Below are 24316 nucleotides of genomic sequence, written 5' to 3' on the forward strand. Positions count from 1 at the left end.
CGCCCTCGGCCAGGGCCGCCCCTCATCGCCGACGACCGCCCGCGAGCCCGGTCACCACGGCGATCCCGCGCTTCCCGCCGTCCGGCGGCGTGTGCGCACCGCGCTGCGGAAGACCCACCCGTTCCTCACAGCCGTCCCAGGCTCGACCGCCCGCGAATCCCCCGCTCCGCGTGTCGCCCTCAGGTTCCCGAGCACCACGGAGATCACCGGCGCCCTCCGAGGCGTCCTCTGCTCCTACGTCGCTGGCGTCACCGGTGCCACTCTGACCGCTCTCGGACGTCTGGGTGCCCCCAGCGTCTCCCGCTTCCCCGCTGTCCTGGATCTCCCCAGAGTTCTCCGGGGGCTCAGCGTTTCCGATGTTCCCCGAGGGCTCAGCGTCCCCAGGGGCCTTGCCATCGTCGGGAAAATCGGTCCCCTCGCGGGCCCGGAGTCACCGCCACCCCCGTCGTCCTCGCCGTCGGGCGACTCGGCGTCCGGGTCACCGAACGCCGTGGGTGAGCCCGCGAACCCCTCCGCCGGGAGCGACGCGGTCGCGCCGCTCATCGTGTCCCGCCAGATCGGGCCCGGCAGCGTCCCTCCGTAAACGATCCCGTAGTACCGGCCCCCGATGGTCACGTTCTGGAGCGGGTGCCGCTCCCCGCCGCGCACGTCGCCGACCGCGACCGCCGCCGCCAGGTTCGGCGTGTACCCCGCGAACCACGCGTAGGCGGCCCCGTCGGTCGTCCCCGTCTTGCCCGCCGCCGGGCGGCCGATGCCCAGCCCGTTCGCGGTCCCGCCGTCGAACGGCTCCTGGAGGAGGTGGTTCACCCCGTCGGCCACCCGCTGCTCCACCCTGCGCTCGCACTCGGCCTCGACCGCGACGTCCTCCCGGCCATCCCCCGTGGCCACGGCCGTGACCGGCACCGGGACGCAGTGCACACCGCGGGCGGCGAACGTGGCGTAGGCGGCGGCCAGGGTCAGCGGCGACACCTCCTGGTCCCCCAGCGTGAACGAGCTCCACACCCCCAGGGGTTCGCCGTCGGCCCGGTGCACGCCCGCGCGCTCGGCCATCGTCGCCGTCTCGCACAGGCCCACCTTCCGCTGGAGCTGCGCGAAGTAGGTGTTCACCGACCCCCGCGTCGCGCTGACCATGGTGTGCGGCCCCGAGGAACTCTCTCCCACGTTGCGCACGTCCCACGGTTCCATCCGACCGCCGTCGCAGTTCCTCAGGCCGCTGATCGAGATGGTTCCGGGTGACCGAAAACTCGTCCCATAGCCTATTCCGGCGTCCAGCGCGGCGGCGAGGGTGAACGTCTTGAACGTCGATCCCGCCTGGTATCCGGTGGTGCCGCCGTCGCGTCGGTCCACCGCGAGGTTGATGGCGGTCGTGCCCGGGTCCGCCTCGTCGAACCCGTACCGCAGGTTCTGGGCGAGTGCCCGCACCTGCCCGGTCCCCGGCTCGACCACCGCCTCCGCGGCGAACCTCGTGGACCCGTCGCTCGGCACGTGCCGGTCGACCGCCTCCTGGGCCGCGGCCTGCACCCGCGGATCGAGTGTGGTCCGCACGGTGATGCCGCCCTGGCGCATCGCCGCGAGGCGCTCCTCCTCGGTGTCGCCGAGCACGTCCGCGCGCAGCAGCCAGCGCGTGACGTAGTCGCAGAAGAACGGGTACTCGCTGTGGTAGCAGCTCCCTCCGCGCGGTGTCGGCGCCAGCCCGAGGCCCCGGTCCAGGTACCCGTCGGCTTCGGCCCGGCTGATCCGACCGACCGCCACCATCCGCTCCAGGACGAGGTCGCGCCGTTCCCGGGCAGCCTCCGGGTTGGTCAGCGGATCGTAGTAGGAGGGCGCCCGCACCAAACCGACCAGCGTCGCGGCCTGTCCCGGGTCCAGGTCGGCGGCGGGCGCCGAGAAGTAGCGCCGCGCCGCGATCTCGATCCCGTGCGCCCCCGCGCCGAAGTAGGCGAGGTTGAGGTAGCCCTCCAGGATCTCGTCCTTGCTCAGCCGCCGCTCCAGGCCCACGGCGTACCGGAGTTCGACCAGCTTGCGCGCCAGGCTGCGCTCACTTGCACGGGCCGCCTCCTCCTCGGTGTCGGCTGACTCGATGAGCAGGTTCTTCACGTACTGCTGGGTGAGGGTGGACCCGCCCTGCGTGTCGCCCAGGACGGTGAGCACGGCCGCCCGCAGGACACCGCGCGGGTCGAATCCGTGGTGCTCGTGGAACCGATCGTCCTCGACGGCGAGGAGGGCGGCGGGGACCCAGGGGCTGACCTCGTCGAGGGAGACCACCTCGCGCTCGCGCTCGGCGATCTCGCCGAACGGCCGACCTTCCACGTCGGTGAGCACGACCCGCTCCGACAGGTGGGGCACCTTCAGGTCGGCGGGCATCGCCATGAAGAGCGCGGCGGTGTCGCGGCCGAGGACGCCGACCGCCCCGACCCACGGTAGGACCAGGGCCGCCGCCAGCACCCCGGCGAGCACCGACACACCGAGCAGCCGCGCCAGCGCGCGCGGCCTCCCCGCGCGCACCGTCCCCCTCCCCCTCGAACCCGCCACGTCGCCCCCTCACGCCGTGTTGGCTCGCACCGCGCACGGCTGGTCACGAGCTCCGCGCCGACCACCCTCCCAGGGCGACCGCAAAGGGAGGACCGACATCTCCGGCGTGTCTTCGAAAAGCTTCCTCAATCCATGGCAAAGCGTGCAGATCGACCATCCGTTGCGCACACCAACAAAACCACATCATCAACATGAAGCGGCCCCAAGAAGACTCGACGTCAAGAGGAACCCCGCCCCGGATCGCCTCCCATCGACCCGAGAACCGAATCCGATGCAAACGCTCCCAGGGGGACACGCCGGACCGCTGGGGATGTCCGGAATGAGGCCCGACGAACCAGGGCCGCATTCGATCATCCCTACCCAGAGCCACTCGGAGTTCAACATGACCGTGGAGCTTTCCGGCTTATCTCCAGAGAACTCCGCAAACCACCCACAGAGACCCCCGCATCTGCCGTTGCGCTTTGTCCTGTTTGAGAGGTTTGCCCAGGTGAAACCAGTCAAATACCAGGCATGAGGCCGCACGACCAGTGTGACGAGGATCACATTAATTATCCGGCCCCGACACTCCGCCAAACCCCACAAGAGGGCAGACGATAGACAGCGGAGGGCACTGAAGCCTTAATCCGGACACTTTTGTCCGGAGTCTTCGTTAACCCTGCCTTTCGTTGTATTACCAGCACGTCATTTCCACCCGGGATCCAGCCACCTACTGCCCACAACGCCCGAACCACGACAATTACGGTGTAGCCAGTGATCGGACGCCTTCCCATACTCGACATCTGTCCGGACAACGATCTCGGTCCCGTGAAAGCCGTTCCCGGAGAACGCTTCACCGTGGCCGCGACGGTCATCCGCGAGGGGCACGACTCCCTCGCCGCCGGAGTGGTCCTCCACTCCCCCGAGGGCCGCCGCGAGGCGATCGTGCCCATGCGCGAACGGGTCCCCGGCACCGACCGCCACGAAGCCGAGGTCAGCCTGCCCCGAGAGGGCACGTGGTCGTTCTCGGTGGAGGCGTGGACCGACCCCTTCACGACCTGGCACCGCGCCGCCCGGATCAAGCTCCCACTGGACCAGGACACCGACGTCGTACTGGAGGAGGGCGCCCGCATCCTCGCACGCGCGGCCCGCCGCGTCCCCCGCGACCCCGCGCTGGCCAGGGCCGCGAAGGTCCTGCGCGACACCGCGATCGCGCCCGTGGAGCGCTTCGCCGCCGTGACGCCCGAGGTCGTCGAGGCGATGGCGGCCCACCCGGTCCGGCGGCTGGTCACCCGCTCCCGGCGCACACAGGTGGCCGTCCACCGCGAACGCGCGCTCTTCGGCTCCTGGTACGAGTTCTTCCCCAGGTCCGAGGGCGCCCAGGTCGACACCGCCCCCGGCCACGAGCGCTCCGGCACCCTCGCCAGCGCCGCCAAACGGCTGCCCGCCATCGCCGACATGGGCTTCGACGTCGTCTACCTTCCGCCCATCCACCCCGTGGGGACCACGCACCGCAAGGGGGCGGGCAACGCCCTGACCGCGGCGCCCGGCGAACCCGGGTCGGTCTGGGCGATCGGGTCGTCCGACGGCGGCCACGACGCGGTCCACCCCGATCTGGGCACCCTCGCCGACTTCGACGCGTTCGTCGCCGAAGCGGACGGGCACGGCCTGGAGATCGCGCTGGACCTGGCGCTGCAGTGCTCCCCCGACCACCCGTGGGTCGCCGAGCACCCCGAGTGGTTCGCCCACCGGGTCGACGGCTCCATCGCCCACGCCGAGAACCCACCCAAGCAGTACCAGGACATCTACCCGCTGTGCTTCGACACCGACCCCGAGGGGATCCACACCGAGGTCCTACGGGTGGTGCGGCACTGGATCGACCACGGGGTACGGATCTTCCGGGTCGACAACCCGCACACCAAGCCGGTCGCCTTCTGGGAGCGCCTGCTGGCCGACGTCGCCCGTGAACACCCCGACGTCCTGTTCCTGTCCGAGGCCTTCACCCGCCCGGCCATGCTCCGGACGCTGGCCAAGGTGGGCTTCCACCAGTCCTACACCTACTTCACCTGGCGCAACGGCAAAGAGGAGATCCAGGACTACCTCACCGAACTCAGCCAGGACACCGCGCACTACCTGCGCCCGAACCTCTTCGCCAACACACCGGACATCCTGCACGCCTACCTTCAGCAGGGCGGGCGGCCCGCCTTCGCCGTCCGCGCCGTCCTGGCGTCCCTGCTCTCGCCGACCTGGGGGATCTACTCCGGGTTCGAACTGTGCGAGAACGTGCCCGCCGCGCCCGGCAGCGAGGAGTACCGGGACTCGGAGAAGTACCAGTACCGCCCCCGCGACTGGGCGGCCGCCGAGGCCTCGGGCGCCACCCTGAGCCGGCTGGTCACCGCGCTCAACCGTCTGCGCCGGGCACATCCGGCCCTGCGCGAGCTGCGCAACCTCCGCTTCCATCACGTCGACCGGCCCGAACTGCTCTGCTTCTCCAAGCACCGGCCCGCCGAGCGTCCGGGCGACCCCGACGACCTCGTCATCGCCGTCGTCAACCTCGACCCGCACCACGCACGCGAGGCGACGGTGCACCTGGACCTGCCGTCCATCGGCCGCACCTGGGAGGAGGAACTCACGGTGACCGACGCGCTGTCCGGCCAGACGCACGTCTGGCGTGCGGACAACTACGTCCGGCTCGACCCGGCGATCACCCCCGCGCACGTCTTCACCACCACCGGCAGATAGCGGCCCTGGACGGAAGGGGGTCGGCCACCGCGCCGGCCCCCGGTCCGGAACGCCCGGTGATCCGATGTCGAACCTTTCTTGGTGGGGAGCAGTTGATGAGCACAGACGAGCCCGGACCGGACGGCCACGGTCACGCCGAACACGGTCCGCTCGCCCCAGCCACCGGGGCCGCCACCGGCCCGCTCATGTCCTCGGGTGGTACCAGTGACCCGCACTGGTACAAGCACGCGGTCTTCTACGAGGTCCTGGCCCGCGGCTTCTTCGACTCCAACGGCGACGGCACCGGCGACCTCGCCGGACTGGTACAGAAACTGGACTACCTCCAGTGGCTGGGCATCGACTGCATCTGGCTGCTACCGATGTACCAGTCCCCGTTGCGCGACGGCGGATACGACATCTCGGACTACTTCACGATCCTGCCGGAGTTCGGCACGACCGCCGACTTCGTGGAGCTCCTCGACGAGGCGCACCGGCGCGGCATCCGCGTCATCACCGACCTGGTCATGAACCACACCAGTGATCAGCACCCGTGGTTCCAGGCCTCCCGCACCGATCCCGACGGGCCCTACGGCGACTTCTACGTGTGGTCGGACACCGACGACCGCTACGACGACGCCCGGATCATCTTCGTCGACACCGAGACGTCCAACTGGACCTACGACGAGGTCCGCGGCCAGTACTACTGGCACCGTTTCTTCTCCCACCAGCCCGACCTCAACTTCGAGAACCCGGCCGTCCAGGAGGCGATCCTGGAGGTCCTACGCTACTGGCTCGACCTGGGCATCGACGGGTTCCGCCTGGACGCCGTGCCCTACCTCTACGAACGCGAGGGCACCAACTGCGAGAACCTCAAGGAGACCCACGAGTTCCTCAAACGCGTGCGCTCCGAGGTCGACCGCCTCTACCCCGACCGCGTGCTGCTCAGCGAGGCCAACCAGTGGCCGTCCGACGTCGTCGACTACTTCGGCGACTTCGAGTCGGGCGGCGACGAGTGCCACATGAACTTCCACTTCCCGCTCATGCCCCGGATGTTCATGGCGGTGCGCCAGGAGCAGCGCTTCCCGATCTCGGAGATCCTCGCCCAGACCCCGAAGATCCCGAACGCCTGCCAGTGGGCGATCTTCCTCCGCAACCACGACGAGTTGACCCTGGAGATGGTCACCGACGAGGAACGCGACTACATGTACGCGGAGTACGCCAAGGAACCCCGCATGCGCGCCAACGTGGGGATCCGTCGGCGGCTCGCCCCGCTGCTGGACAACGACCGGGACCAGATCGAGCTGTTCACCGCCCTGCTGCTCTCGCTGCCCGGCTCGCCGATGCTCTACTACGGCGACGAGATCGGCATGGGCGACAACATCTGGCTCGGCGACCGGGACGCGGTGCGCACCCCCATGCAGTGGACGTCCGATCGCAACGCCGGATTCTCCCGGGGCGACCCCGCCCGCCTCTACCTGCCGCTGATCATGGACCCGGTCTACGGCTACCAGGCGATCAACGTGGAGTCGCAGCGCGACAACCCCGGCTCGCTCCTGCACTGGACGCGCCGGATGATCCAGATCCGCAAACGCCACGCCGTGTTCGGCACCGGGGCGTTCACCGAACTCGACGCCACCAACCCGAGCGTCCTGGCGTTCATCCGCGAGCACGGGGACGACCGCGTGCTGTGCGTGAACAACCTCTCCCGGTACCCGCAGCCGGTGGAGCTGGACCTCGCGCGCTACGCCGGAGTCAGCCCGGTGGAGTGCGTCGGCGGAGTGCGGTTCCCGGAGATCGGCGAACCGCCGTACCCGCTCACCCTGCCCGGACACGGCTTCTACTGGTTCCAACTGCCCGTGGCGGCCGCCTCCGGGGCGGACGGGCGGGACCACGACGGTGTGCCGTCCTACGGCCTGCCCGCGGCCAGCGTCCGTGTCCGTTCCGCCGACGCTGGCCCGCTCCTGCGCGAGGACCGTGCCCGGACCGGCGGCTCCGGGCGCCGCGCGACGGTCGCCACGACGCCCAGCGGCCCGACCCACCGCGTCACCGCACACCACGACGGCGCACACCCCGCGCCCGCGTGGTCCGCCGCCCCCGTCCCAAGGAACGCGGACCCGGTGTCCCAGCGCTCGGACCGGGGCGGTGGCGGGAAGAGAAACGGGGCTGCCTGACATGTCGGAACTCGAAGAACTCCTCGCCGCCTGGCTGCCCCGACAACGCTGGTTCTCAGGCAAGGGGGTGCCCATCCACGACCTGCGGGTGGCCAGCAGACACACCCTGAGACCCGCGCGCGCGGACGCGCCCAGCCTGGACGTCCTCGTGGTCGAGGCCAAGCAGCGGGGACGCTACTCCCGCTACCAGGTGCTGTTGGGCGCACGGCCGCACCGGTCCCTGCCCCGCGAGCTGGCGGCAGAGACCATCGGGGTGTGCCGCATGGCCGGAGGCCGTCCGCGCGCCGTCTACGACGCCTCGCACGACCGGGAGCTGAACGCCGTCCTGCTCGAACGGTTCTCCGCCCCGGCCGCGCCCGGGGACACGGCGGGGGTCCGGTTCCGGACCCTGCCCGGGGCCCCGGTCCGGGTCGGCGCGCACGGCCGCGTCCTCACCGGCGAGCAGTCCAACACGTCCCTGGTCTTCGGCGAGGACTACGTCCTGAAGACCTTCCGCAGACTCTGGCCGGGCCGCAACCCGGACCTGGAGTTGACCATGGCGTTGACCGGCTCCCCGTACGTGGCGCGCACCTGCGGGTGGATCGAGGCCGACCTGCCCGGGTACCGGGAGCCCACCACCCTGGCGATGCTCCAGGCCTACGTGCCCCAGGCCACGGACGGCTGGGTCCTGGCCACCCGGAGCGTGCGGGCGCTGGTGGGCGGAGCCGCGGCCGACGCAGAGACCGCGTTCGCCGCCGAGGCCGAACGTCTGGGCCGGACCACCGCCGAGGTGCACCGGTCCCTGGCCCGCGCCCTGCCCACGGACGTGCTCACGCCGGTCGCGGCGACCGAGCTCGCCGAGGCCATGATCGAACGCCTGGCCATGGCCAGCGCCGAGGTGCCGGAGCTGACCCGTCACGCGCCCCAGGTGATGGACGCCTACGCCGAGTTCGCCCGGGTCCGCGAGCCGCTGCCGATCCAGCGCATCCACGGCGACTACCACCTGGGCCAGGTGCTCCGCACCGCGACCGGGTGGGTACTGCTCGACTTCGAGGGCGAGCCCACGGTGTCGGTCAGCGAACGCCAGTGCCTGGCCAGCCCGCTGAGGGACGTGGCGGGGATGCTCCGCTCCTTCGACTACGCCGCTGGTTACCTGCTGATCCGGCACCCGGACGACTCCGCGCTGGAGTGGGCGGCCCGTTCCTGGTCCAGGAACAACCGCGCGGCGTTCTGCGCGGGGTACGCCGACGCGGGCGGCCCCGACCCCGACCAGCACCTGACCGCCCTGCGCGCCTTCGAGTTCGACAAGGCCGTCTACGAGGTCCTGTACGAGGCACGGAACCGGCCGAACTGGCTGCGAGTGCCGCTCGACTCCATCGCGGCGGCCGCCTCGGGCGCCACCGCGGCTGCGGCGCCTCCCGTGCCGGGCTGACCCGGGAGCGCGCGACGGCCGGCCTCCGCCCCGCAGACCGGGGTGGCGGCCTCCGCGCGACGCCACTCATCCGACCGACCACCACGACCACGACGGAGCCGTCTTGACCACGCCGCAACCGCGTCCGCGCACCCGAAAGACCACACCGACCAAGGACACCACAGCCGCCAAGGGAGCCAAGGGAGCCACGGGAGCCAAGGCCGCCAAGGCACCGGACGCTCCCAAGGCCACGAAGACCGCCAAGGCCAACACCACGGCCACCAAGGCCACCAAGGCCACCGCGACCAAGGCCGCCACATCCCAGAAGACCGCGACGGCGGCCGACGCCCCCAGGGCGGCCAGGACGGCGAAGACCGCCAGGGCCCGCGGAACCGCCGCCGCGGCGAACAGCGCGAAGGCGACCGCGGCGCGCGGGCGTCCGCGCCGCGGGGCCGCCCGCGCGTCGACCGAGTCCGCGCTCCTCGCCGCCGTCGACCGCGTCGTGGACGGGCACCACCACGACCCGCACGCGGTGCTCGGCGCCCACCCCGACGGCGCCGGGGGCACGGCGGTCCGCGTCCTGCGGCCGGGCGCATTGGAAGTGGGCCTGGTCCTGGCCGATGGCGTTCGCGTCGCCCTGGCCCACCTGCACCGCGGTGTGTTCACGGGCACGCTCCCCGCGGGCTCGGACAGCGCCGCGGACTACCGCGTGGTGACCCGGTACCAGCCCGGCGGCCCCGAGGTGACCGCCGCCGACTGCTACCGGTTCACGCCCACCCTGGGCGAACTCGACCTGCACCTCATCCGCGAGGGCCGGCACGAGGAGCTGTGGCGCGCGCTCGGCGCCCACCTCCGGACGATCGACACCCCGATGGGCGAGGTGTCCGGCACCGGGTTCGCGGTGTGGGCCCCGGACGCGCGCGGGGTCCGCCTGGTCGGTGACGTCAACTTCTGGAACGGTGAGGGCCACCCCATGCGCAGCCTGGGGGCCAGCGGCGTGTGGGAGCTGTTCGTTCCGGACGTGGGCGAGGGCGCCCTCTACAAGTTCCAGGTGCTCGGCTCCGACGGGCACTGGCGCGACAAGGCCGACCCGATGGCGCGCCGGACCGAGTGCCCGCCCGCGACGCGTCGGTGGTGACCGCCTCGACCCACGAGTGGGGCGACCAGGCGTGGATGGCCGAGCGCAAGGGCAAGCAGTGGCACCGCGCGCCGATGAGCGTGTACGAGGTGCACCTGGGGTCGTGGCGACCGGGCCTCGGCTACGCGGAGCTGGCGGACGAACTGGTCGAGTACGTGTCCGACCTGGGTTTCACGCACGTGGAACTCCTGCCGGTGGCCGGGTACCCGTACGACGGCTCGTGGGGCTACCAGGTGACCTCCTACTACGCGCCCACCCCGCGCTTCGGCTCCCCGGACGAGCTCCGCCACCTGGTGGACTCCCTGCACCGGGCCGGGATCGGGGTCCTGCTGGACTGGGTCCCCGCGCACTTCCCCAGGGACGAGTGGGCGTTGGCGCGCTTCGACGGAAGCGCGCTGTACGAGCACCCGGACCCGCGCCGGGGCGAGCACCCGGACTGGGGCACGCTGATCTTCAACTACGGGCGCACCGAGGTACGCAACTTCCTCATCGCCAACGCGCTGTACTGGCTGGAGGAGTTCCACGTCGACGGACTGCGGGTGGACGCGGTGGCGTCGATGATCTACCTGGACTACTCCCGCGACTCCGGTCAGTGGGAACCGAACGCGTTCGGGGGGCGGGAGAACCTGGAGGCGATCGACTTCCTCAAGGAGCTGAACACGACCGTCTACCGGCGCAACCCGAGTGCCATGATGATCGCGGAGGAGTCGACGGCCTACCCGGGCGTGACCCGGCCGGTGGACCACGGAGGGCTCGGGTTCGGGTTCAAGTGGAACATGGGGTGGATGCACGACACCCTGGAATACGTCAAGAAGGAGCCGATCCACCGCCAGTACCACCACGACGAGGTCACGTTCTCGATGGTCTACGCCTACAGCGAGAACTACGTCCTGCCGCTGTCGCACGACGAGGTGGTGCACGGCAAGCAGTCGCTGCTCAACAAGGCGCCGGGGGACGAGTGGCAACGGACGGCCACCGTACGGGCGCTGTTGGGCTTCATGTGGTCGCACCCGGGCAAGCAGCTGCTGTTCATGGGCGGGGAGATCGCCCAGGGAGACGAGTGGTCGCACGACGCCGGGGTGCCGTGGTGGCTGCTCCAGTTCGACCACCACGCGGGGGTGCGCCGCCTGGTCAGGACGCTCAACGAGGCCTACCGGCCGCGGTCGGCCCTGTGGTCGCTGGACACCGACCCTTCGGGCTTCCGGTGGCTGGACGGCGGCGACCGCGAGGGGAACACGCTGTCCTACCTGCGCCACGGCGAGGACGGGTCGGTGCTGGCCTGTGCGGTGAACTTCTCACCGGTGCCGCGCACGGAGTGGCGGGCCGGGCTGCCGGTCGGAGGCCGGTGGAACCTCGTGCTCGACACCGACGAGGAGCGGTTCGGCGGTTCTGGCCACCCGGTGCCGACCCGGGTGAGCGCCGAGGAACGGGAGTGGCACGGCCAGCCGTTCTCGGCCGAGATCACGATCCCACCGCTGGGCGCGGTCTGGTTCGAGCCCGAGCGGTAGGGGAGGCGGTAGGAGAGCCTTCATCGATCGCCGGGGACGGCGCCCGTCCCCGGCTCCGGAAACGTGTCCGGAAGGGAACCCGGCCCCCCGCCGTCCGGACGCGCACGAGTCGAACGGGGTGAGCGCGTGCACCGACGAGCGGGCGCGCCCGCGGCCACCCTGGTGTGCGGGGTCCTCGTGGGGGTCCTGTCAGGGATGAGCAACACAGTCCCGCCCGCCGGGTGGGTCTACCACACCCCCTGGAGCGCGACCGCCCAGTACGCGGCGGGGTTGGCCAACAGCCTGGTCATGTGGTTCTGGGTCCCGTTCGCCATCGGACGGCGGGGGCCCGCCTCACGAGCCGGGGCGAGCGCGCTGGGGGCGCTGTTCATGGCGGTCGCCTTCGTCACCCACGAGGTGCACGGATGGCTCGTCGGCCACACGTCGACCGGCGCGGCGCCGGCGCCGCCGATGGCAGCCGTCGTCCTGTGGACGACGCTCGGGATCGCGATGGCGGGCGGGGTCGTCGCCGGTCTCGGCGGATTCCTGTCCCGGACCAGACCGATGGTCGCGCTGGTGCTGGTCCTCGCGGTCATCGCCGAGTTGGAGCGCCGGAACATCGACTCGTGGCGCAACGGCATCGGCGCGGCCGAGAACGCGACCTTCGTCCTCCTCGCGGGCGCCGTGATCACCGCACTGGCCGTCCGAGCAGCACGTTCCCGCCCGGTGACCGCGAGCAGCTAGGGCGTGTGCGGCGGGAAATCGTCCTGCCGCGCATCGCCTCAGCGGCGCTCTCGCTGTGTTCCCATCAGTCGACGGGACCCGCCCCGGCTCCTTCTTCGGCCTTGCGAGAGCCCCACCGGACACGCCGCTCGCGACGGACGGGGCGAACCCCACTGCGTTGGCTGCTCACCCGGCTCGTGGACGGGGAGGGCCTGATGGGCGAACTGAGCTTCGGCGCGCTCTCGGTGCGCGCCTCCCTGGCGACCACCCATTCCCTGGCCACCGACGCGTAGCGCCCGCTCCTCCATCGGCTCGCCGAGCTGGGACCGCGCGGCTTCGGCGCCGATGACGCGGCGCACCTGGCCGAAATCCCCCACCGCGAGGCCGAGGACCACCTCGACCAGCTGGCGTCCCCGCACCTGCTCGACACCGACGACGGCACGACGTTCCGTTGCCCGCGGCTCCTCCTGGCCTTCCTGGCGGAGCACCGCCGCGCGCGCCGTTGCCAAGGCTCAGCACGACGGGGCCGCCTGCACCGCGCCCGCCGCCCCGCTCCCGCGCGCGTGCCGGTCCTCCTCCTGACGGGGCGCGAGCCCGCCGGTCCCGACCGGTACCCTCGCCCCCTCGCGGCTTCCACGTGGGTGGGGACCTCGCCCCGAACTTCGGACGCCCGGACCTGGGGTGCGTGGACACAGGGGGCGCCCCTCCCCAGCGCGCGGCGCTATCCGTCGCCCCCGCGCCAGCCGGTCAGTCGCGCCACCGCCTCGTCCAGCACCTCGTCCCGCTTGCAGAACGCGAACCGCAGCAGGTGCGCTCCCTCCTCCTGACGGTCGTAGAAGACCCGCGCGGCACCGCCGCCACCCCTGCCTCGCGGGGCAGTGCCCGGGCGACGTCGACTCCGTCCGCGTATCCCAGCGGGCGGATGTCGGCCATGAGGAAGTACGTTCCCTGGCACGGGTGCACGTCGAAGCCGGCCCCGCGCAGTCCGGCGGCCAGCCGGTCCCGCTTGGCCTGGAGCGCTGCGCGCTGTGCCTCGATCCACGCGCCCTCGTGGTCGATGCGTCGGCGACGGCCAGCTGAAGGGCGCCGTTGGCGGAGAAGGTGAGGAACTGGTTGACCGTGCGCACGGCGCGGACCAGTGGCTCCGGTCCCATGACCCACCCGGTCTTCCATGCGGTGACGGCGAACGTCTTGCCCACCGACGACACCGACAGGGTCCGCTCCCGCATCCCGGGGAGCGTCGCCAGGGGCACGTGGGGCAGACCGTCGAAGGTAAGGAACTCATACACCTCGTCAGTGAGCGCGATGAGGTCGTGCTCACGGCACACCTGGGCGATGGTCTCCAGCTCGTCGGCCGTGAACACGGTTCCCGTCGGGTTGTGCGGCGAGTTCACGATGATCATCCGGGTCCGCGGTCCCACTGCGGCACGCAGCTCGTCGGGGTCGAAGGCGAACGCTCCCCCGGCGGGGTCCGGCCGCAGGGTCACCGGCCTGCGCACGCCTCCGGCCAGGGAGATCATGGCCGCGTAGGAGTCGTACATCGGCTCGAAGACGACCACCTCGTCGCCGCGCTCCACCAGGGCGAGCAGCGACGCGGCGATCCCGGCCGTGGCTCCGACGGTCACGTAGACCTCGGTGTCCGGATCGAGCTCGACGCCGTAGTGGCGCGCCCGGTAGCGGCTCACCGCCCGCCGCAGCTCGGGCCGCCCGGGGCCCGGCGGGTACTGGTTCACACCGTCGAGGATGTGACCGGTGGCCGCCTCCAGCAGGGATCGGGGCCCGTCGGTGTCGGGGAACCCCTGGCCGAGGTTGACGGACTCGGTCTCGACGGCCAGACGGGTCATCTCGGCGAAGACGGTCTCACCGTAGGCGCGCATGCGTTCGATCAACGGTTCATCCACGCACCGAGCGTATCCGCCCCACGGTCGGCGTGGCGGACCGCCCTCCAGAGACCTCCGTCACCGGCCGGTTCGGGAAGGGGGCGTGCCCGCCCGTCACAACAGGAAGCCGAGAACCACCCACACCACGGGGGCCGCGATCAGCAGGGAGTCCAGGCGGTCCATCAGCCCGCCGTGCCCGGGCATGAAACTGCCCATGTCCTTCACGCCGAGGTCGCGCTTGAACAGCGACTCCATGAGATCCCCCACCGTGGCCGCGAGCACCACCGCGAGGCCCAACACCACTCCGACCCACCAGGGCCCGTCCAGCATCAGGACCACGCACAGGGCTCCGGCCACCGCGCAGCCGACGACCGAGCCCCCGAAGCCCTCCCACGTCTTGTTCGGGCTGATCACGGGCGCCATCTTGTGCCGACCCAGCAGGATCCCGACGAAGTACCCGCCGATGTCGCTGGAGATCGTCACGACGATGAACGTCACCAGGCGGAACTGCCCGTCGTCGGGGTGTGAGATGAGCAGCTGCCACGTGCCCAGGAGGAACGGCAGGTAGACGAGAGTGAACAGGTTCGCCGCCGCATCGGCCACGAACCCCTCTGAGCCGCCGCGCAGCCGCCACACGAGCAGCGCGATCGCGGTCAGCGCGGTCGCTCCGACCAGCCATTCGGTCCCGCCGAAGTACGCGCAGACCTGCATGGCCACGCCGCCGGCGACCATCGGCGCCAGTGCCAGACGCATGCCCTTGCCCGCGAAGGCGCGGTTGACCTCGCGCAGGCCGATGAGCACCGCCAGCGAGGTGATGATCGTGAACAGCTGGGGCCAGGGGAAGATCGAGAAGAACACGAGTGCGCCCAGGACGCACCCGCTGGCGATGGCCACCGGGAGGTTGCGACCGGTCTTCACGGGCTCACCTCCCGGCTTGTGCAGCACGAAACGCTGCCCGGCGGCCTGGTCGGCGGACGAACTCTCGTCGGGTCTGTGCTCCGGCGAGAGGTCGTCGCCTCCGGAGCCGCTGGAAGGAGTGGTCACCGACTAAACCTCAAGCAGTTCCGATTCCTTGTGCTTGAGCAGCTCGTCGATCTTGGCGACGTAGGTGTGAGCCAGCTTCTCCAGTTCGGCCTGGGCGCGGTGCGCCTCGTCCTCACCGAGTTCGCCCGCCTTCACGGCCTTCTCGAACGCGTCCTTGGCGTGACGTCGGACGTTGCGGATCGAGACCTTGCTGTCCTCGGCCTTGGTCCGCGCGACCTTCACGTACTCCTTGCGGCGCTCCTCGGACAGGTCCGGGAACACCACGCGGATGACCTGGCCGTCGTCGGAGGGGTTCACGCCCAGATCGCTGTTGCGGATGGCGTTGATGATGTCGGTCCGCGAGTTGACGTCGAACGGCGAGATGACCACCATGCGCGGTTCGGGAACCGAGAACGAGGCCAGCTGGTTGATCGGCGTCCTCGCACCGTAGTAGTCCACGGTGATCTTGTTGAACGTCGCGGGCGTCGGACGACCCGTGCGGATCGTGGAGAAGTCTTCCTTGGCGACCGTGACGGCCTTCTCCATCTTCTCCTCGGCTTCGAGGAGGGTCTCTTCGATCATTGTCAGCGCTCCCGGAATCGACTCTGGTGTTCGTGGCTTGCTGGGGTGGCGCGCCCGCGTCAGGCGGGGGCCGGTCCGACGATGGTGCCGATCTTCTCACCGCGCACGGCGCGCAGGATGTTCCCCTGGCTCATCAGGTCGAACACCACGATGGGCAGACCGTTGTCCATGCACAGGCTGACCGCCGTGGCGTCCATGACCTTGAGGCCGCGGGTGAGGACCTCGTTGTAGTTGAGCTTGTCGAACTTGACCGCGTCCGGGTTGCACTGGGGGTCGGAGTCGTAGACCCCGTCGACCTGGGTGCCCTTGAGGACCGCCTGCGCTCCGATCTCCAGCGCGCGCTGGGCGGCCGTGGTGTCGGTGGAGAAGAACGGCGCTCCCAGACCGGCCCCGAAGATCACCACACGGCCCTTCTCCAGGTGGCGAACGGCGCGGCGCGGAATGTAGGCCTCGGCGACCTGGCTCATGTGGATCGCGGTCTGCACACGGGTGTCCACGCCGAGGCGTTCGAGGAAGTCCTGGAGCGCGAGGCAGTTGATGACGGTGCCGAGCATGCCCATGTAGTCGGCGCGGCCACGCTCGATCCCACCCTCGGTGAGCTGTGCGCCGCGGAACATGTTGCCGCCGCCGACGACCACGGCGACCTGGATGCCCTCGGAGACGGCCTCGGCGATGGACTCGGCGACGTACTGGACGACCTCGGGGTCGATGCCCAGACCGCCGCCGCCCGCGAACGCCTCCCCGGAGAGTTTGAGCATCACACGCTTCCAACCGGAATCGTGCATGGCTGTTGCGGTGCTCATCGCGTTGTCCTCCGACACGGCCCTTGGCCTCCCTTGTCATCCCCGAGCGGCACAGGGACCCCCGAGTAGCTCCTGCCACGGGCGGACGCCGAACCGCCGCGTCCGAACCCGCCCGAATCCGCCGAAGGTGCCGGGGAGCACTCTCCCCGGCACCTCCATCATGTCAAAGCCCCTAGGCCTGGCCGACCTTGAAGCGGACGAAGCGCCGGACGTTCACGCCGGCCTCGTCGACGACCTTCTGGACGGTCTTCTTGCTGTCCTTCACGAACGGCTGACCGAGGAGGGTGACCTCCTTGAAGAAGCCGTTGACGCGACCCTCGACGATCTTGGGGATCGCCTGCTCGGGCTTGCCCTCCTCGCGGGTGGTCTGTTCCGCGATGCGGCGCTCCTTCTCCACCACCTCGGCGGGGACGTCGTCCTTGCCGACGTACTGGGCGGCCAGGGCGGCGATCTGCTGGGCGAGGTCCTTGCCCACCTCGGCGTCGCCCTTGTCGAGCTCGACCAGGACGCCCATGGTGGGCGGCAGGTCGGGGTCGGACTTGTGCAGGTAGCTGGCGACGAAGGCGCCGTCGAACTTGGCGAGGCGGCGGAGCTCCAGCTTCTCGCCGATGACGGCGCCCTTCTCCTCGATGAAGGTCTGGAGGCTTTTGCCCGGCTGGATCTCGGCGGCCGCGATGGTGGCGAGGTCGTCGCCGTCGGCCGCGGCGACGAAGTCGGCGACCTGGTTGGCCAGCGCGATGAACTGGTCGTTCTTGGCGACGAAGTCCGTCTCGCAGTTGAGCTCGATCAGGGTGGCCTTGCCCTCGCCCTCCTGCTTGAGGACGACCATGCCCTGGGCGGCGGTGCGCTCGCCGCGCTCGGCCTGCTTCTTGGCGCCCTTGATACGGAGGGCCTCGACGGCCTTGTCGAAGTCGCCGTCGGCCTCGGTGAGGGCCTTCTTGCAGGCCATCATGCCGGAGCCGGTCATGTCGCGCAGCTTCTTGACGTCCGCGGCGGTGAAGTTCGCCATGACTTTTCTCGGATTCCCTTGGAGTGGAGCTTCGGTGGACTGGGGTCCCGGGCGGCGCCCATGGACCCGCGTGCGCCGCCCCACCCGTGGTCGGTGGGGCGGCGGGGTGAGGACGGGCCCGATGCCCTACTCGGCGGAGGCCTCAGGGGCCGGGGTCTCCTCGGCGGCAGGCTCCTCGGCCGGGGTCTCCTTGGCGGCCGGGGCCTCCTTGGCCGGGGTCTCCTTGGCCGGGGTCTCCTTGGCGGCCGGGGCCTCAGCCGGGGCGGCCTCGGCGGAGGCGGCGTCGCCCTTGCCCTCCAGGAGTTCGCGCTCCCACTCTGCCAGCGGCTCCTCGGCGACGGCCTTCTCCTCGCCGGCGGCCTCGGTGCCGGCGGCGCCGGAGCGGGCCAGCAGACCGTCGGCGACCGCGTCGGCGACGACGCGGGTGAGCAGGCTGACGCTGCGGATCGCGTCGTCGTTGCCCGGGATCGGGTAGTCGACCTCGTCGGGGTCGCAGTTGGTGTCCAGGATCGCGACGACCGGGATGTTCAGCTTCCGGGCCTCGCTGATCGCGATGTGCTCCTTCTTGGTGTCCACGATCCACACGGCGCTGGGCACGCGGGACATGTCGCGGATACCGCCGAGGGTGCGCTCCAGCTTCTCCTTCTCGCGGCGGAGGTTGAGGAGCTCCTTCTTGGTGAGCGAGGAGCCGGCGACGTCGTCGAAGTCGATCTCCTCCAGCTCCTTGAGGCGCTGGAGCCGCTTGTGGACGGTGGAGAAGTTGGTGAGCATGCCGCCCAGCCAGCGCTGGTTGACGAAGGGCATGCCGACGCGGCGGGCCTGCTCGTCGATGGCCTCCTGGGCCTGCTTCTTGGTGCCGACGAACAGGATGGTGCCGCCGTGGGCGACCGTCTGCTTGACGAACTCGTAGGCCCGGTCGATGTAGGCCAGCGACTTCTGGAGGTCGATGATGTAGATGCCGTTGCGCTCGGTGAAGATGAAGCGCTTCATCTTGGGGTTCCAGCGACGGGTCTGGTGCCCGAAGTGGACGCCGCTCTCCAGGAGCTGGCGGATCGTCACGACTGTGGCCATGACCTGGTCCTCCTTGCGGTGGCGGAGTGTGCGCTCCGCCGTCGGTTGTGCCTGACGCCCCGGCCGTACCGCCACCCCGCCGAAGCGGTGTGGACCGTGGGTGCGGCCCCTCCCGGGGGAGCGCGTGGACGTGCGAATTGTGGTCGGCCCAATGGGCCGCAGACGATTCTATCGTCCGTCTGGGATACACCGGACCTGCGCTCTGTGCACGGAGGATCGACCATCCGTGGACGGGTTGTCCACAGCTTCCCTCATCACTCTGGCGGACCACCCCCTCCCCCCGACCCTGGACGGTATGGACCCTCTCATCCGTCTCCTCCTGGCCTTCTCCCTCCTGCTCTTCCCGGTCTCCCCGGACCGAACCGCGTGGCGCTGGCCCCTGGAACCCCCGGTGGCGGTGCTGCGCGGCTTCGACCCGCCCGAGCGACGCTGGCTCCCGGGCCACCTGGGGGTGGACCTGGCGGCCGAACCGGGAGAGGAGGTGCATGCGGTCGGCCCCGGACGGGTGCACTTCGCCGGACCCGTGGCGGGGACGCCCCTGGTGAGCGTGGTCCACGGTGACCTTCGCACCACGTACCTGCCGGTGGAGCCGTCGCTCGCCCGAGGTGACCCGGTCGACGCCGGGGAGGTGATCGGGACGGTCGCGGACGGGCCGACGCACTGCGCCGACCGCCCCTGCCTGCACTGGGGGCTGCTGCGGGGCCCGACCCACCTGGACCCCCTGGCTCTGCTCGGCCACGGAGAGGTCCGGCTGCTGCCCCGCGTCGGAACAGCGGGCGGCTGAGGAGGAGCACGTGTGCGCCCCGGCGGAACGAAAGCCCCGCGATGGCCGGGACCCGAGCGGTGGGGTCGCAGACCTCCGGCGCGGTCGGGGCGCCCGCCCCGATCCTGCGCCGACGGCTCAGCGCATCCGGGGTGGGGAGGCGCTCCGAAGCGCGGTCAGGCGCGCGGGTGAGCTCGGCGGTAGGTGTCGCGCAGCCGCTCCACCGACACGTGCGTGTAGACCTGGGTACTGCGTGGGCTGGCGTGGCCGAGGTACTCCTGGACGCTGCGCAGGTCGGCGCCGCCGTTGAGCAGGTGTGTGGCCGCGCTGTGCCGCAGGCCGTGCGGGCCGCAGTCCGCACCGGCGGCGCCCAAGAGGGCGTGCACGTCCTCCCTCGCCCGGCGCACGCCCAGACGGCCGCCCCGGGTGCCGAGGAACAGCGCCGGGCCACTGGCCGTGGTGGCCAGTTCGGGGCGCCCCCCGGCGAGCCAGGCGTCCAGGGCGTCGAGGGCGGGCACTCCCACGGGAACCGTGCGTTCCTTGTCCCCCTTGCCCACCACGCGCACCGTGTTCCTCTCGCGGTCCACGTCCTCCAGGTCGAGGGCGCACAGTTCGGCGACCCGCACCCCGGTGGCGTAGAGCGTCTCGACGACGGCGTGCCGGCGTAGCTCGGTCGGCGACTGCGCCACGCACTCGGCGAGCGCGTCGGCCGCTTGGCGCTCGTCCAGCACGGTCGGCAGCGACCGCCGCTGGGCCGGGCTGGCCAGTCGCGGGCCCGGGTCGGTGGCCAGAACGCCCTCGCGGTGCAGGTAGCGGGTGAACGCCCGCACCGCCGCCACGCGTCGGGCGATCGTGGCGCGGCTCGCCCCCGCCGCGCGGGCTCGCGACAGCCATCCACGCACGAGAAGGACGTCCAGTTCCGCCACCTCGTGCCCGGTCTCCTCCAGGTGGGCCAGCAGCGAGCGCAGATCCGCGAGGTAGCCGCGCACCGTGTGCGGCGACCGGCCCAGCTCGCCGGTCAGGTGGGCGGCGAAGGGCTCCAGCACGGCTACCTCCGGGGAAGGCAGGCGACGGCGTCGATCTCCACGAGGTAGCTCGGATCGACCAGTCCGCTGACCTCGACCAGGGTCGCGGCCGGGCGGTGGTCGCCGGGGAGGCAGGAGATGAGCGTGGGACGGAACTCGTCGAGGTCGGTGATGTGCCGCAGGTAGTAGGTGAGCTTCACGACGTGGGTCAGGTCCGCGTCGTGGCGGGCCAGGACGGCCTCGATGTTGCGGAAGATCTGGCGGGTCTGGCCCGACACGTCTCCGGCGACGCTGCCGTCGGGGGCCTGCGGGATCTGACCGGAGACGAACAGGAGGGGACCGTCGGCCAGCAGTGCGTCGCTGTACGTGGAAGCCATGGCCCAACCGTACCTCCCAGACGTCGGAGGGACCCGGTCGCTCCCACCTGAACGGATCATCCTCCCCGCGGCGGCGGGACCGGCCCCGCACCGCCCGCGCACCCGGGGCGGACTGGCCGCGGCGACACCGCCCGCACGGGGCGGACGGGCGCCCGACCGGGCTCTTCCTTCCCTGCTTCCAGGCGACACCGCGTGCGGACGGCGACCGGACACCCGGCCATGTCAGCGCGGAAGCCGCCAACCGCTCGTACAGCGCTCCACGTGACCGGCGGCGGCCAGCAACCCCAGCGAACGCATCGCCTCCTCCAGGGTGGCGCCGCAGCGCGCGGCGATCGTCGCGGTGCCCGCCCCCGTCCGGGGCACCGCCTCCAACACCCGTGCGGTCTCGGGGTCGAGGTCGGCGGCCACCCGGAAGGGGCCGGGCCGAGGCGGGTCGTCACCCAGCGGCGTCACCTGGGCGAGCACGTCCTCGGCGCACGTGACGCATCCGGCCCGCCAGTCACGGAGCAGCGCGTGGCACCCGACCGACATCGCCGACGTCACCGGGCCCGGCACCGCCATCAACGCCCGGTGCATCTCCATGGCGTGCGAGGCGGTGTTCAGCGCTCCGCTGCGCCGACCGGCCTCCACGACCACGGTTCCCGGGGTGAGCGCGGCGATCAGTCGGTTGCGCACCAGGAAGTCCGGGGCGCGCGGTGTGGCGCCGACGGGCCGCTCGCTCACCAGCACGCCGGTTCTCGCCACGTCCGCGAACAGACCGGCGTGCCCGCGCGGGTAGTCCACGTCCAACCCGCAGGCGAGCACGACCACGGTGCCGCCGACCGCGTGCGCGGCCCGGTGCGCCGCCCCGTCGATCCCGTAGGCCCCGCCGGACACCACCACGACCGCACGCGCGGCCAGATCGTAGGCGAGCCCGGCCGCGACGTGCTCCCCGTAGGCGGTCGCGGCACGCGCGCCCACGATCGCCACCGACCGAAGGCACAGGTTGCGCAGGTCGCCGTGGCCGCGTACCCAGAGCCCGTGCGACCGGCTCCCACCGGGCACTTCGAGCGCTTCGAGCCGGCCCGGCCATTCGGGATCGCCGGGCACGACCAGCCGGATCCCGGCCTGGGCCGACGCGCTCAACAGGCGTCGGCGTCCACGGCCTCGGCCCGGCGGCTCCACCGATCCCAGCACCGCCGCAGCCGTTCCCGCGTGATCGGCTCCGCGTCGACTCCACTCGGCACGATCGGCGCAGGCGCGCCCGCCGCCAGGTCGGCCCACACCCGGTCCGCCCCGTACTCGACGAGCATCTGTCCCACCCACGGTCGCCCGGCGGCACCACGGCCGTCAGGCAGGCCCGTGCACGGCGTCCGCCTCCCCCTCACCGTCCCGTCCGGCCACGTCCGCTCCTCCCCGAGTCCGTCCCCGCATCGCGCCCACCACGTCTTCGCACCCACGCGCCCGCGGACCAGCCGCCGCGCCGCCCGTGGCTCCGTCCCGTCCTCCTTCGGAACGCCGTCACCGCACCCGCGCCGCTCCACGGCCCACCGCCGTCGCCCTGACCGCACACGCCCCCTCCCGCACCGGCTCACCCCACCTACGGCACCCGCCGTCGCACGGCCCCTCGCCCCGCCACGTCCCGGCGGCCCGTCAGCGCCCCCACCGCTCGGTGAGGCACGACCACGCCTCCCGCCTCTCCAACTCCCTTCAGCCCGGTGGCCCGGGATCGCGGTCATCCCTCACCGCCTCACCACGTCCGGCCCGACCACAACGCGAAGGCGTACGCGGTCTCCTCCTCGCCGGGACGGTCCCGGTCGGCGAGGTCGGCCAGGGTCCAGGAGACCCGCAGAGCCCGGTGCACACCGCGGGCGCTGATCTGCCCCCGGTCCATGGCTCCGCCGAGGACCCGTAACGCCTCCGACTCGACCGGGAACTCCCGGCGCAGCCGCGCCCCCGGAATCTGCGCGTTGGTGGTCCACGGCGTGTGCGCGAGCCTCGCCGCCGCGCGGGCCCGGGCCTTCTCCACCCGTGCGGCCACCACCGCGGACGACTCGGCGAAGGCTCGGTCTGCCAGCAGTTCGGCACGGGCCACGGGTTGGAGTTCCACCTTGAGGTCGACCCGGTCCAGCAAGGGCCCCGACAGACGCGACAGGTAGCGACGCCGCTCGCCCGGCGGGCACGCGCACAGGGAACCGGGCTTGGCGCAGGGGCACGGGTTGGCCGCCATCACCAGCTGGAAGCGGGCGGGCAGCACCACGGTGGCCGAGGCGCGGGCCAGCACGACCTCGCCGCGTTCGAGCGGCTCCCGCAGAGAGTCGAGCACCCCCCTGCTGAACTGCGGCGCCTCGTCGACGAACAGCACACCGTGGTGCGCCTTGGAGGCCCACCCGGGCGTCGGGTGGCCGGTGCCTCCGCCGATGATCGCGGCGCGGCTGGCCGAGTGGTGCGGAGCGGCGAAGGGCGGCGAGGTGATCAGCGGTGCGCCGTGGGTGAGGCTCCCCGCCACCGAGTGGATCGCCGTCGCCTCCAGCGCCTGCGCGGGGGTCAGCCGGGGCAGCACCGTGGGCAATCGTTCGGCCAGCAACGACTTCCCCGTCCCCGGCGGCCCCAGCATCATGAGGTTGTGTCCGCCCGCCGCCGCGATCTCGACCGCCCGTCGGGCGACCGGCTGTCCGAGGACGTCGGCCAGGTCCACTCCGGGGTCGTCCCGGAAGGCGACGCCGGGAGCAGGCGTCGCCTCAGGCTCCTCCAGCGGCTCCCCGCCGCGCAACCAATGGCACACGTCGGCCAGCGCGTCCACGGCCCGCACCTCGATCCCCGGCACGAGGCGCGCCTCCTCCGCGTTGCCGCGTGCGACGACGAAACGCTCGTGGCCCCGCTCGACCGCAGCCACCACGGCGGGCAGCACCCCGCGCACCGCGCGCACGCGCCCGTCCAGGCCCAGTTCGGCGAGGAGGACCGTCCTGTCCAGCCGGTCCATCGGCACCTCGCCCGAGGCGGCCAGGACGGCACCGGCGATGGCGAGGTCGAAGAGGCTGCCGGACTTGGGCAGGCTGGCGGGTGAGAGGCTGACGGTGATCTGGCCGCTGGGCCAGCGCTCCCCGCTGTTGACCACGGCGGCATGGATCCGGTCGCGGGCCTCCCGGAGCGCCGCGTCGGGCAACCCGACCAGGGTGACCCCGGGGTTTCCGCCGCCCAGGTGGACCTCCACCTCCACGACGTGGCCCTGGACGCCCACCAGGGTGACGCAGTGCGCGCGTGCGTACGACATCAGCCCACCCCGCGTTCGTGGGTGACGAACACGCGGCCGCCGACCACCAGGACGCCGACGCCGTCGACGCGCAGTGGCCGGGCCGGAACGCGGTGCCGGGCCGCCCAGGCCATGCCGAGGCGGCGCAACCGGAAGCGACGGGCGGGGGTGAGGGCGTCGAGCGGATGGCCGAACCGCGCGGAGGTGCGGGTCTTGACCTCCGCCACGACCAGCGTGCGCCCGTCCCGGGCCACGATGTCGATCTCACCGGCCGGGACGCGCCAGTTGCGGTCGAGCACGCGCATCCCGGCGCGTTCGAGGAACACCGCCGCCAGGTCCTCACCACGGACGCCCAGCACGCGGCGGTACACGGCCCGCTGGTCCATCGGCGACCACCTCCCGATCACCACGGT

15 protein-coding genes and 3 pseudogenes are annotated in these 24316 nt (G+C 71.7%); 6 read left to right on the forward strand and 12 right to left on the reverse strand.

Annotation, left to right across the window (positions count from 1 at the left end; all coding sequences use genetic code 11):
- Positions 1-234 precede the first annotated feature (234 nt).
- A complete protein-coding gene (locus tag BJF83_RS17255) occupies positions 235-2505 on the reverse strand; it encodes a transglycosylase domain-containing protein (protein WP_075927098.1) in 2271 nt (756 codons plus the stop codon).
- Positions 2506-3282: 777 nt separating this feature from the next.
- Here BJF83_RS17255 and BJF83_RS17260 point away from each other — a divergent pair.
- The 5 genes and pseudogenes from BJF83_RS17260 (at position 3283) to BJF83_RS17280 (ending at position 12159) form a co-directional block, all read left to right on the forward strand.
- On the forward strand, positions 3283-5250 hold the full coding sequence (locus tag BJF83_RS17260; RefSeq protein WP_075927099.1) for an alpha-1,4-glucan--maltose-1-phosphate maltosyltransferase: 1968 nt from the start codon (positions 3283-3285) through the stop codon (positions 5248-5250).
- A gap of 95 nt (positions 5251-5345) precedes the next feature.
- Positions 5346-7400 carry a maltose alpha-D-glucosyltransferase gene (gene treS / locus BJF83_RS17265; protein WP_075927100.1) on the forward strand — a complete coding sequence of 685 codons (2055 nt, stop codon included), beginning with the start codon at positions 5346-5348 and terminating at the stop codon, positions 7398-7400.
- Between the two features lies 1 nt (position 7401).
- Positions 7402-8811 (forward strand): phosphotransferase, encoded by a 1410-nt coding sequence (locus tag BJF83_RS17270; RefSeq protein ID WP_075927101.1) that lies wholly within the window; start codon positions 7402-7404, stop codon positions 8809-8811.
- Between the two features lie 481 nt (positions 8812-9292).
- Positions 9293-11436 (forward strand): annotated as a pseudogene (gene glgB, locus BJF83_RS17275) (1,4-alpha-glucan branching protein GlgB).
- A 195-nt stretch (positions 11437-11631) separates the two neighbouring features.
- Positions 11632-12159: a hypothetical protein gene (locus tag BJF83_RS17280; protein ID WP_143831945.1), complete on the forward strand. Its 528-nt coding sequence runs from the start codon at positions 11632-11634 to the stop codon at positions 12157-12159.
- Between the two features lie 700 nt (positions 12160-12859).
- On the opposite strand, the pseudogene BJF83_RS17285 reads toward BJF83_RS17280, so the two are convergent.
- From BJF83_RS17285 to rpsB, 6 genes and pseudogenes are all read right to left on the reverse strand, one after another.
- Positions 12860-14015, reverse strand: a pseudogene (locus BJF83_RS17285) (pyridoxal phosphate-dependent aminotransferase).
- Positions 14016-14132: 117 nt separating this feature from the next.
- On the reverse strand, positions 14133-15062 hold the full coding sequence (locus BJF83_RS17290) for a phosphatidate cytidylyltransferase (protein ID WP_075927103.1): 930 nt from the start codon (positions 15060-15062) through the stop codon (positions 14133-14135).
- A gap of 3 nt (positions 15063-15065) precedes the next feature.
- On the reverse strand, positions 15066-15623 hold the full coding sequence (gene frr / locus BJF83_RS17295) for a ribosome recycling factor (protein WP_075927104.1): 558 nt from the start codon (positions 15621-15623) through the stop codon (positions 15066-15068).
- Between the two features lie 59 nt (positions 15624-15682).
- Positions 15683-16426, reverse strand: coding sequence for a UMP kinase (gene pyrH, locus BJF83_RS17300; protein WP_075927105.1), 744 nt, complete (start codon positions 16424-16426; stop codon positions 15683-15685).
- Between the two features lie 172 nt (positions 16427-16598).
- Positions 16599-17435 carry a translation elongation factor Ts gene (gene tsf / locus BJF83_RS17305; RefSeq protein ID WP_075927106.1) on the reverse strand — a complete coding sequence of 279 codons (837 nt, stop codon included), beginning with the start codon at positions 17433-17435 and terminating at the stop codon, positions 16599-16601.
- A gap of 126 nt (positions 17436-17561) precedes the next feature.
- Complete coding sequence (gene rpsB, locus BJF83_RS17310; RefSeq protein ID WP_075927107.1) at positions 17562-18506, reverse strand: 30S ribosomal protein S2; 945 nt, start codon at positions 18504-18506, stop codon at positions 17562-17564.
- Positions 18507-18801: 295 nt separating this feature from the next.
- Between rpsB and BJF83_RS17315 the strand changes: the two genes are divergently transcribed.
- Positions 18802-19290, forward strand: coding sequence for a M23 family metallopeptidase (locus BJF83_RS17315; protein ID WP_075927160.1), 489 nt, complete (start codon positions 18802-18804; stop codon positions 19288-19290).
- A gap of 155 nt (positions 19291-19445) precedes the next feature.
- Here the strand turns inward: BJF83_RS17315 and BJF83_RS17320 are convergent, their stop codons facing one another.
- The 5 genes and pseudogenes from BJF83_RS17320 to BJF83_RS17340 all read right to left on the reverse strand — a co-directional run bounded on the left by BJF83_RS17320 (position 19446) and on the right by BJF83_RS17340 (position 24289).
- Positions 19446-20315: a tyrosine recombinase XerC gene (locus BJF83_RS17320; RefSeq protein WP_075927108.1), complete on the reverse strand. Its 870-nt coding sequence runs from the start codon at positions 20313-20315 to the stop codon at positions 19446-19448.
- A gap of 2 nt (positions 20316-20317) precedes the next feature.
- Positions 20318-20671, reverse strand: coding sequence for a RidA family protein (locus BJF83_RS17325; RefSeq protein ID WP_075927109.1), 354 nt, complete (start codon positions 20669-20671; stop codon positions 20318-20320).
- 222 nt (positions 20672-20893) lie between these two features.
- Positions 20894-22084: pseudogene (locus BJF83_RS17330) on the reverse strand (DNA-processing protein DprA).
- A gap of 316 nt (positions 22085-22400) precedes the next feature.
- On the reverse strand, positions 22401-23924 hold the full coding sequence (locus BJF83_RS17335) for a YifB family Mg chelatase-like AAA ATPase (RefSeq protein ID WP_075927110.1): 1524 nt from the start codon (positions 23922-23924) through the stop codon (positions 22401-22403).
- Entirely contained in the window at positions 23924-24289 is a 366-nt protein-coding gene (locus BJF83_RS17340; protein ID WP_075927161.1) for a YraN family protein, read from the reverse strand. The genes BJF83_RS17335 and BJF83_RS17340 overlap by 1 nt, the downstream gene beginning before the upstream one ends.
- Positions 24290-24316 lie beyond the last annotated feature (27 nt).

It is taken from the genome of Nocardiopsis sp. CNR-923, from assembly GCF_001942255.1.
Lineage (GTDB): Bacteria > Actinomycetota > Actinomycetes > Streptosporangiales > Streptosporangiaceae > Nocardiopsis.

What these genes read in the sequence shown, in the direction of transcription:
- BJF83_RS17325 (WP_075927109.1), bottom strand. Translation starts at nt 20,671, where the DNA reads ATGGCTTCCACGTACAGCGACGCACTGCTGGCCGACGGTCCCCTCCTG.
- pyrH (WP_075927105.1), bottom strand. Translation starts at nt 16,426, where the DNA reads ATGAGCACCGCAACAGCCATGCACGATTCCGGTTGGAAGCGTGTGATG.
- frr (WP_075927104.1), bottom strand. Translation starts at nt 15,623, where the DNA reads ATGATCGAAGAGACCCTCCTCGAAGCCGAGGAGAAGATGGAGAAGGCC.
- BJF83_RS17280 (WP_143831945.1), top strand. Translation starts at nt 11,632, where the DNA reads ATGAGCAACACAGTCCCGCCCGCCGGGTGGGTCTACCACACCCCCTGG.
- rpsB (WP_075927107.1), bottom strand. Translation starts at nt 18,506, where the DNA reads ATGGCCACAGTCGTGACGATCCGCCAGCTCCTGGAGAGCGGCGTCCAC.
- BJF83_RS17340 (WP_075927161.1), bottom strand. Translation starts at nt 24,289, where the DNA reads ATGGACCAGCGGGCCGTGTACCGCCGCGTGCTGGGCGTCCGTGGTGAG.
- BJF83_RS17315 (WP_075927160.1), top strand. Translation starts at nt 18,802, where the DNA reads ATGGACCCTCTCATCCGTCTCCTCCTGGCCTTCTCCCTCCTGCTCTTC.
- treS (WP_075927100.1), top strand. Translation starts at nt 5,346, where the DNA reads ATGAGCACAGACGAGCCCGGACCGGACGGCCACGGTCACGCCGAACAC.
- tsf (WP_075927106.1), bottom strand. Translation starts at nt 17,435, where the DNA reads ATGGCGAACTTCACCGCCGCGGACGTCAAGAAGCTGCGCGACATGACC.
- BJF83_RS17270 (WP_075927101.1), top strand. Translation starts at nt 7,402, where the DNA reads ATGTCGGAACTCGAAGAACTCCTCGCCGCCTGGCTGCCCCGACAACGC.
- BJF83_RS17335 (WP_075927110.1), bottom strand. Translation starts at nt 23,924, where the DNA reads ATGTCGTACGCACGCGCGCACTGCGTCACCCTGGTGGGCGTCCAGGGC.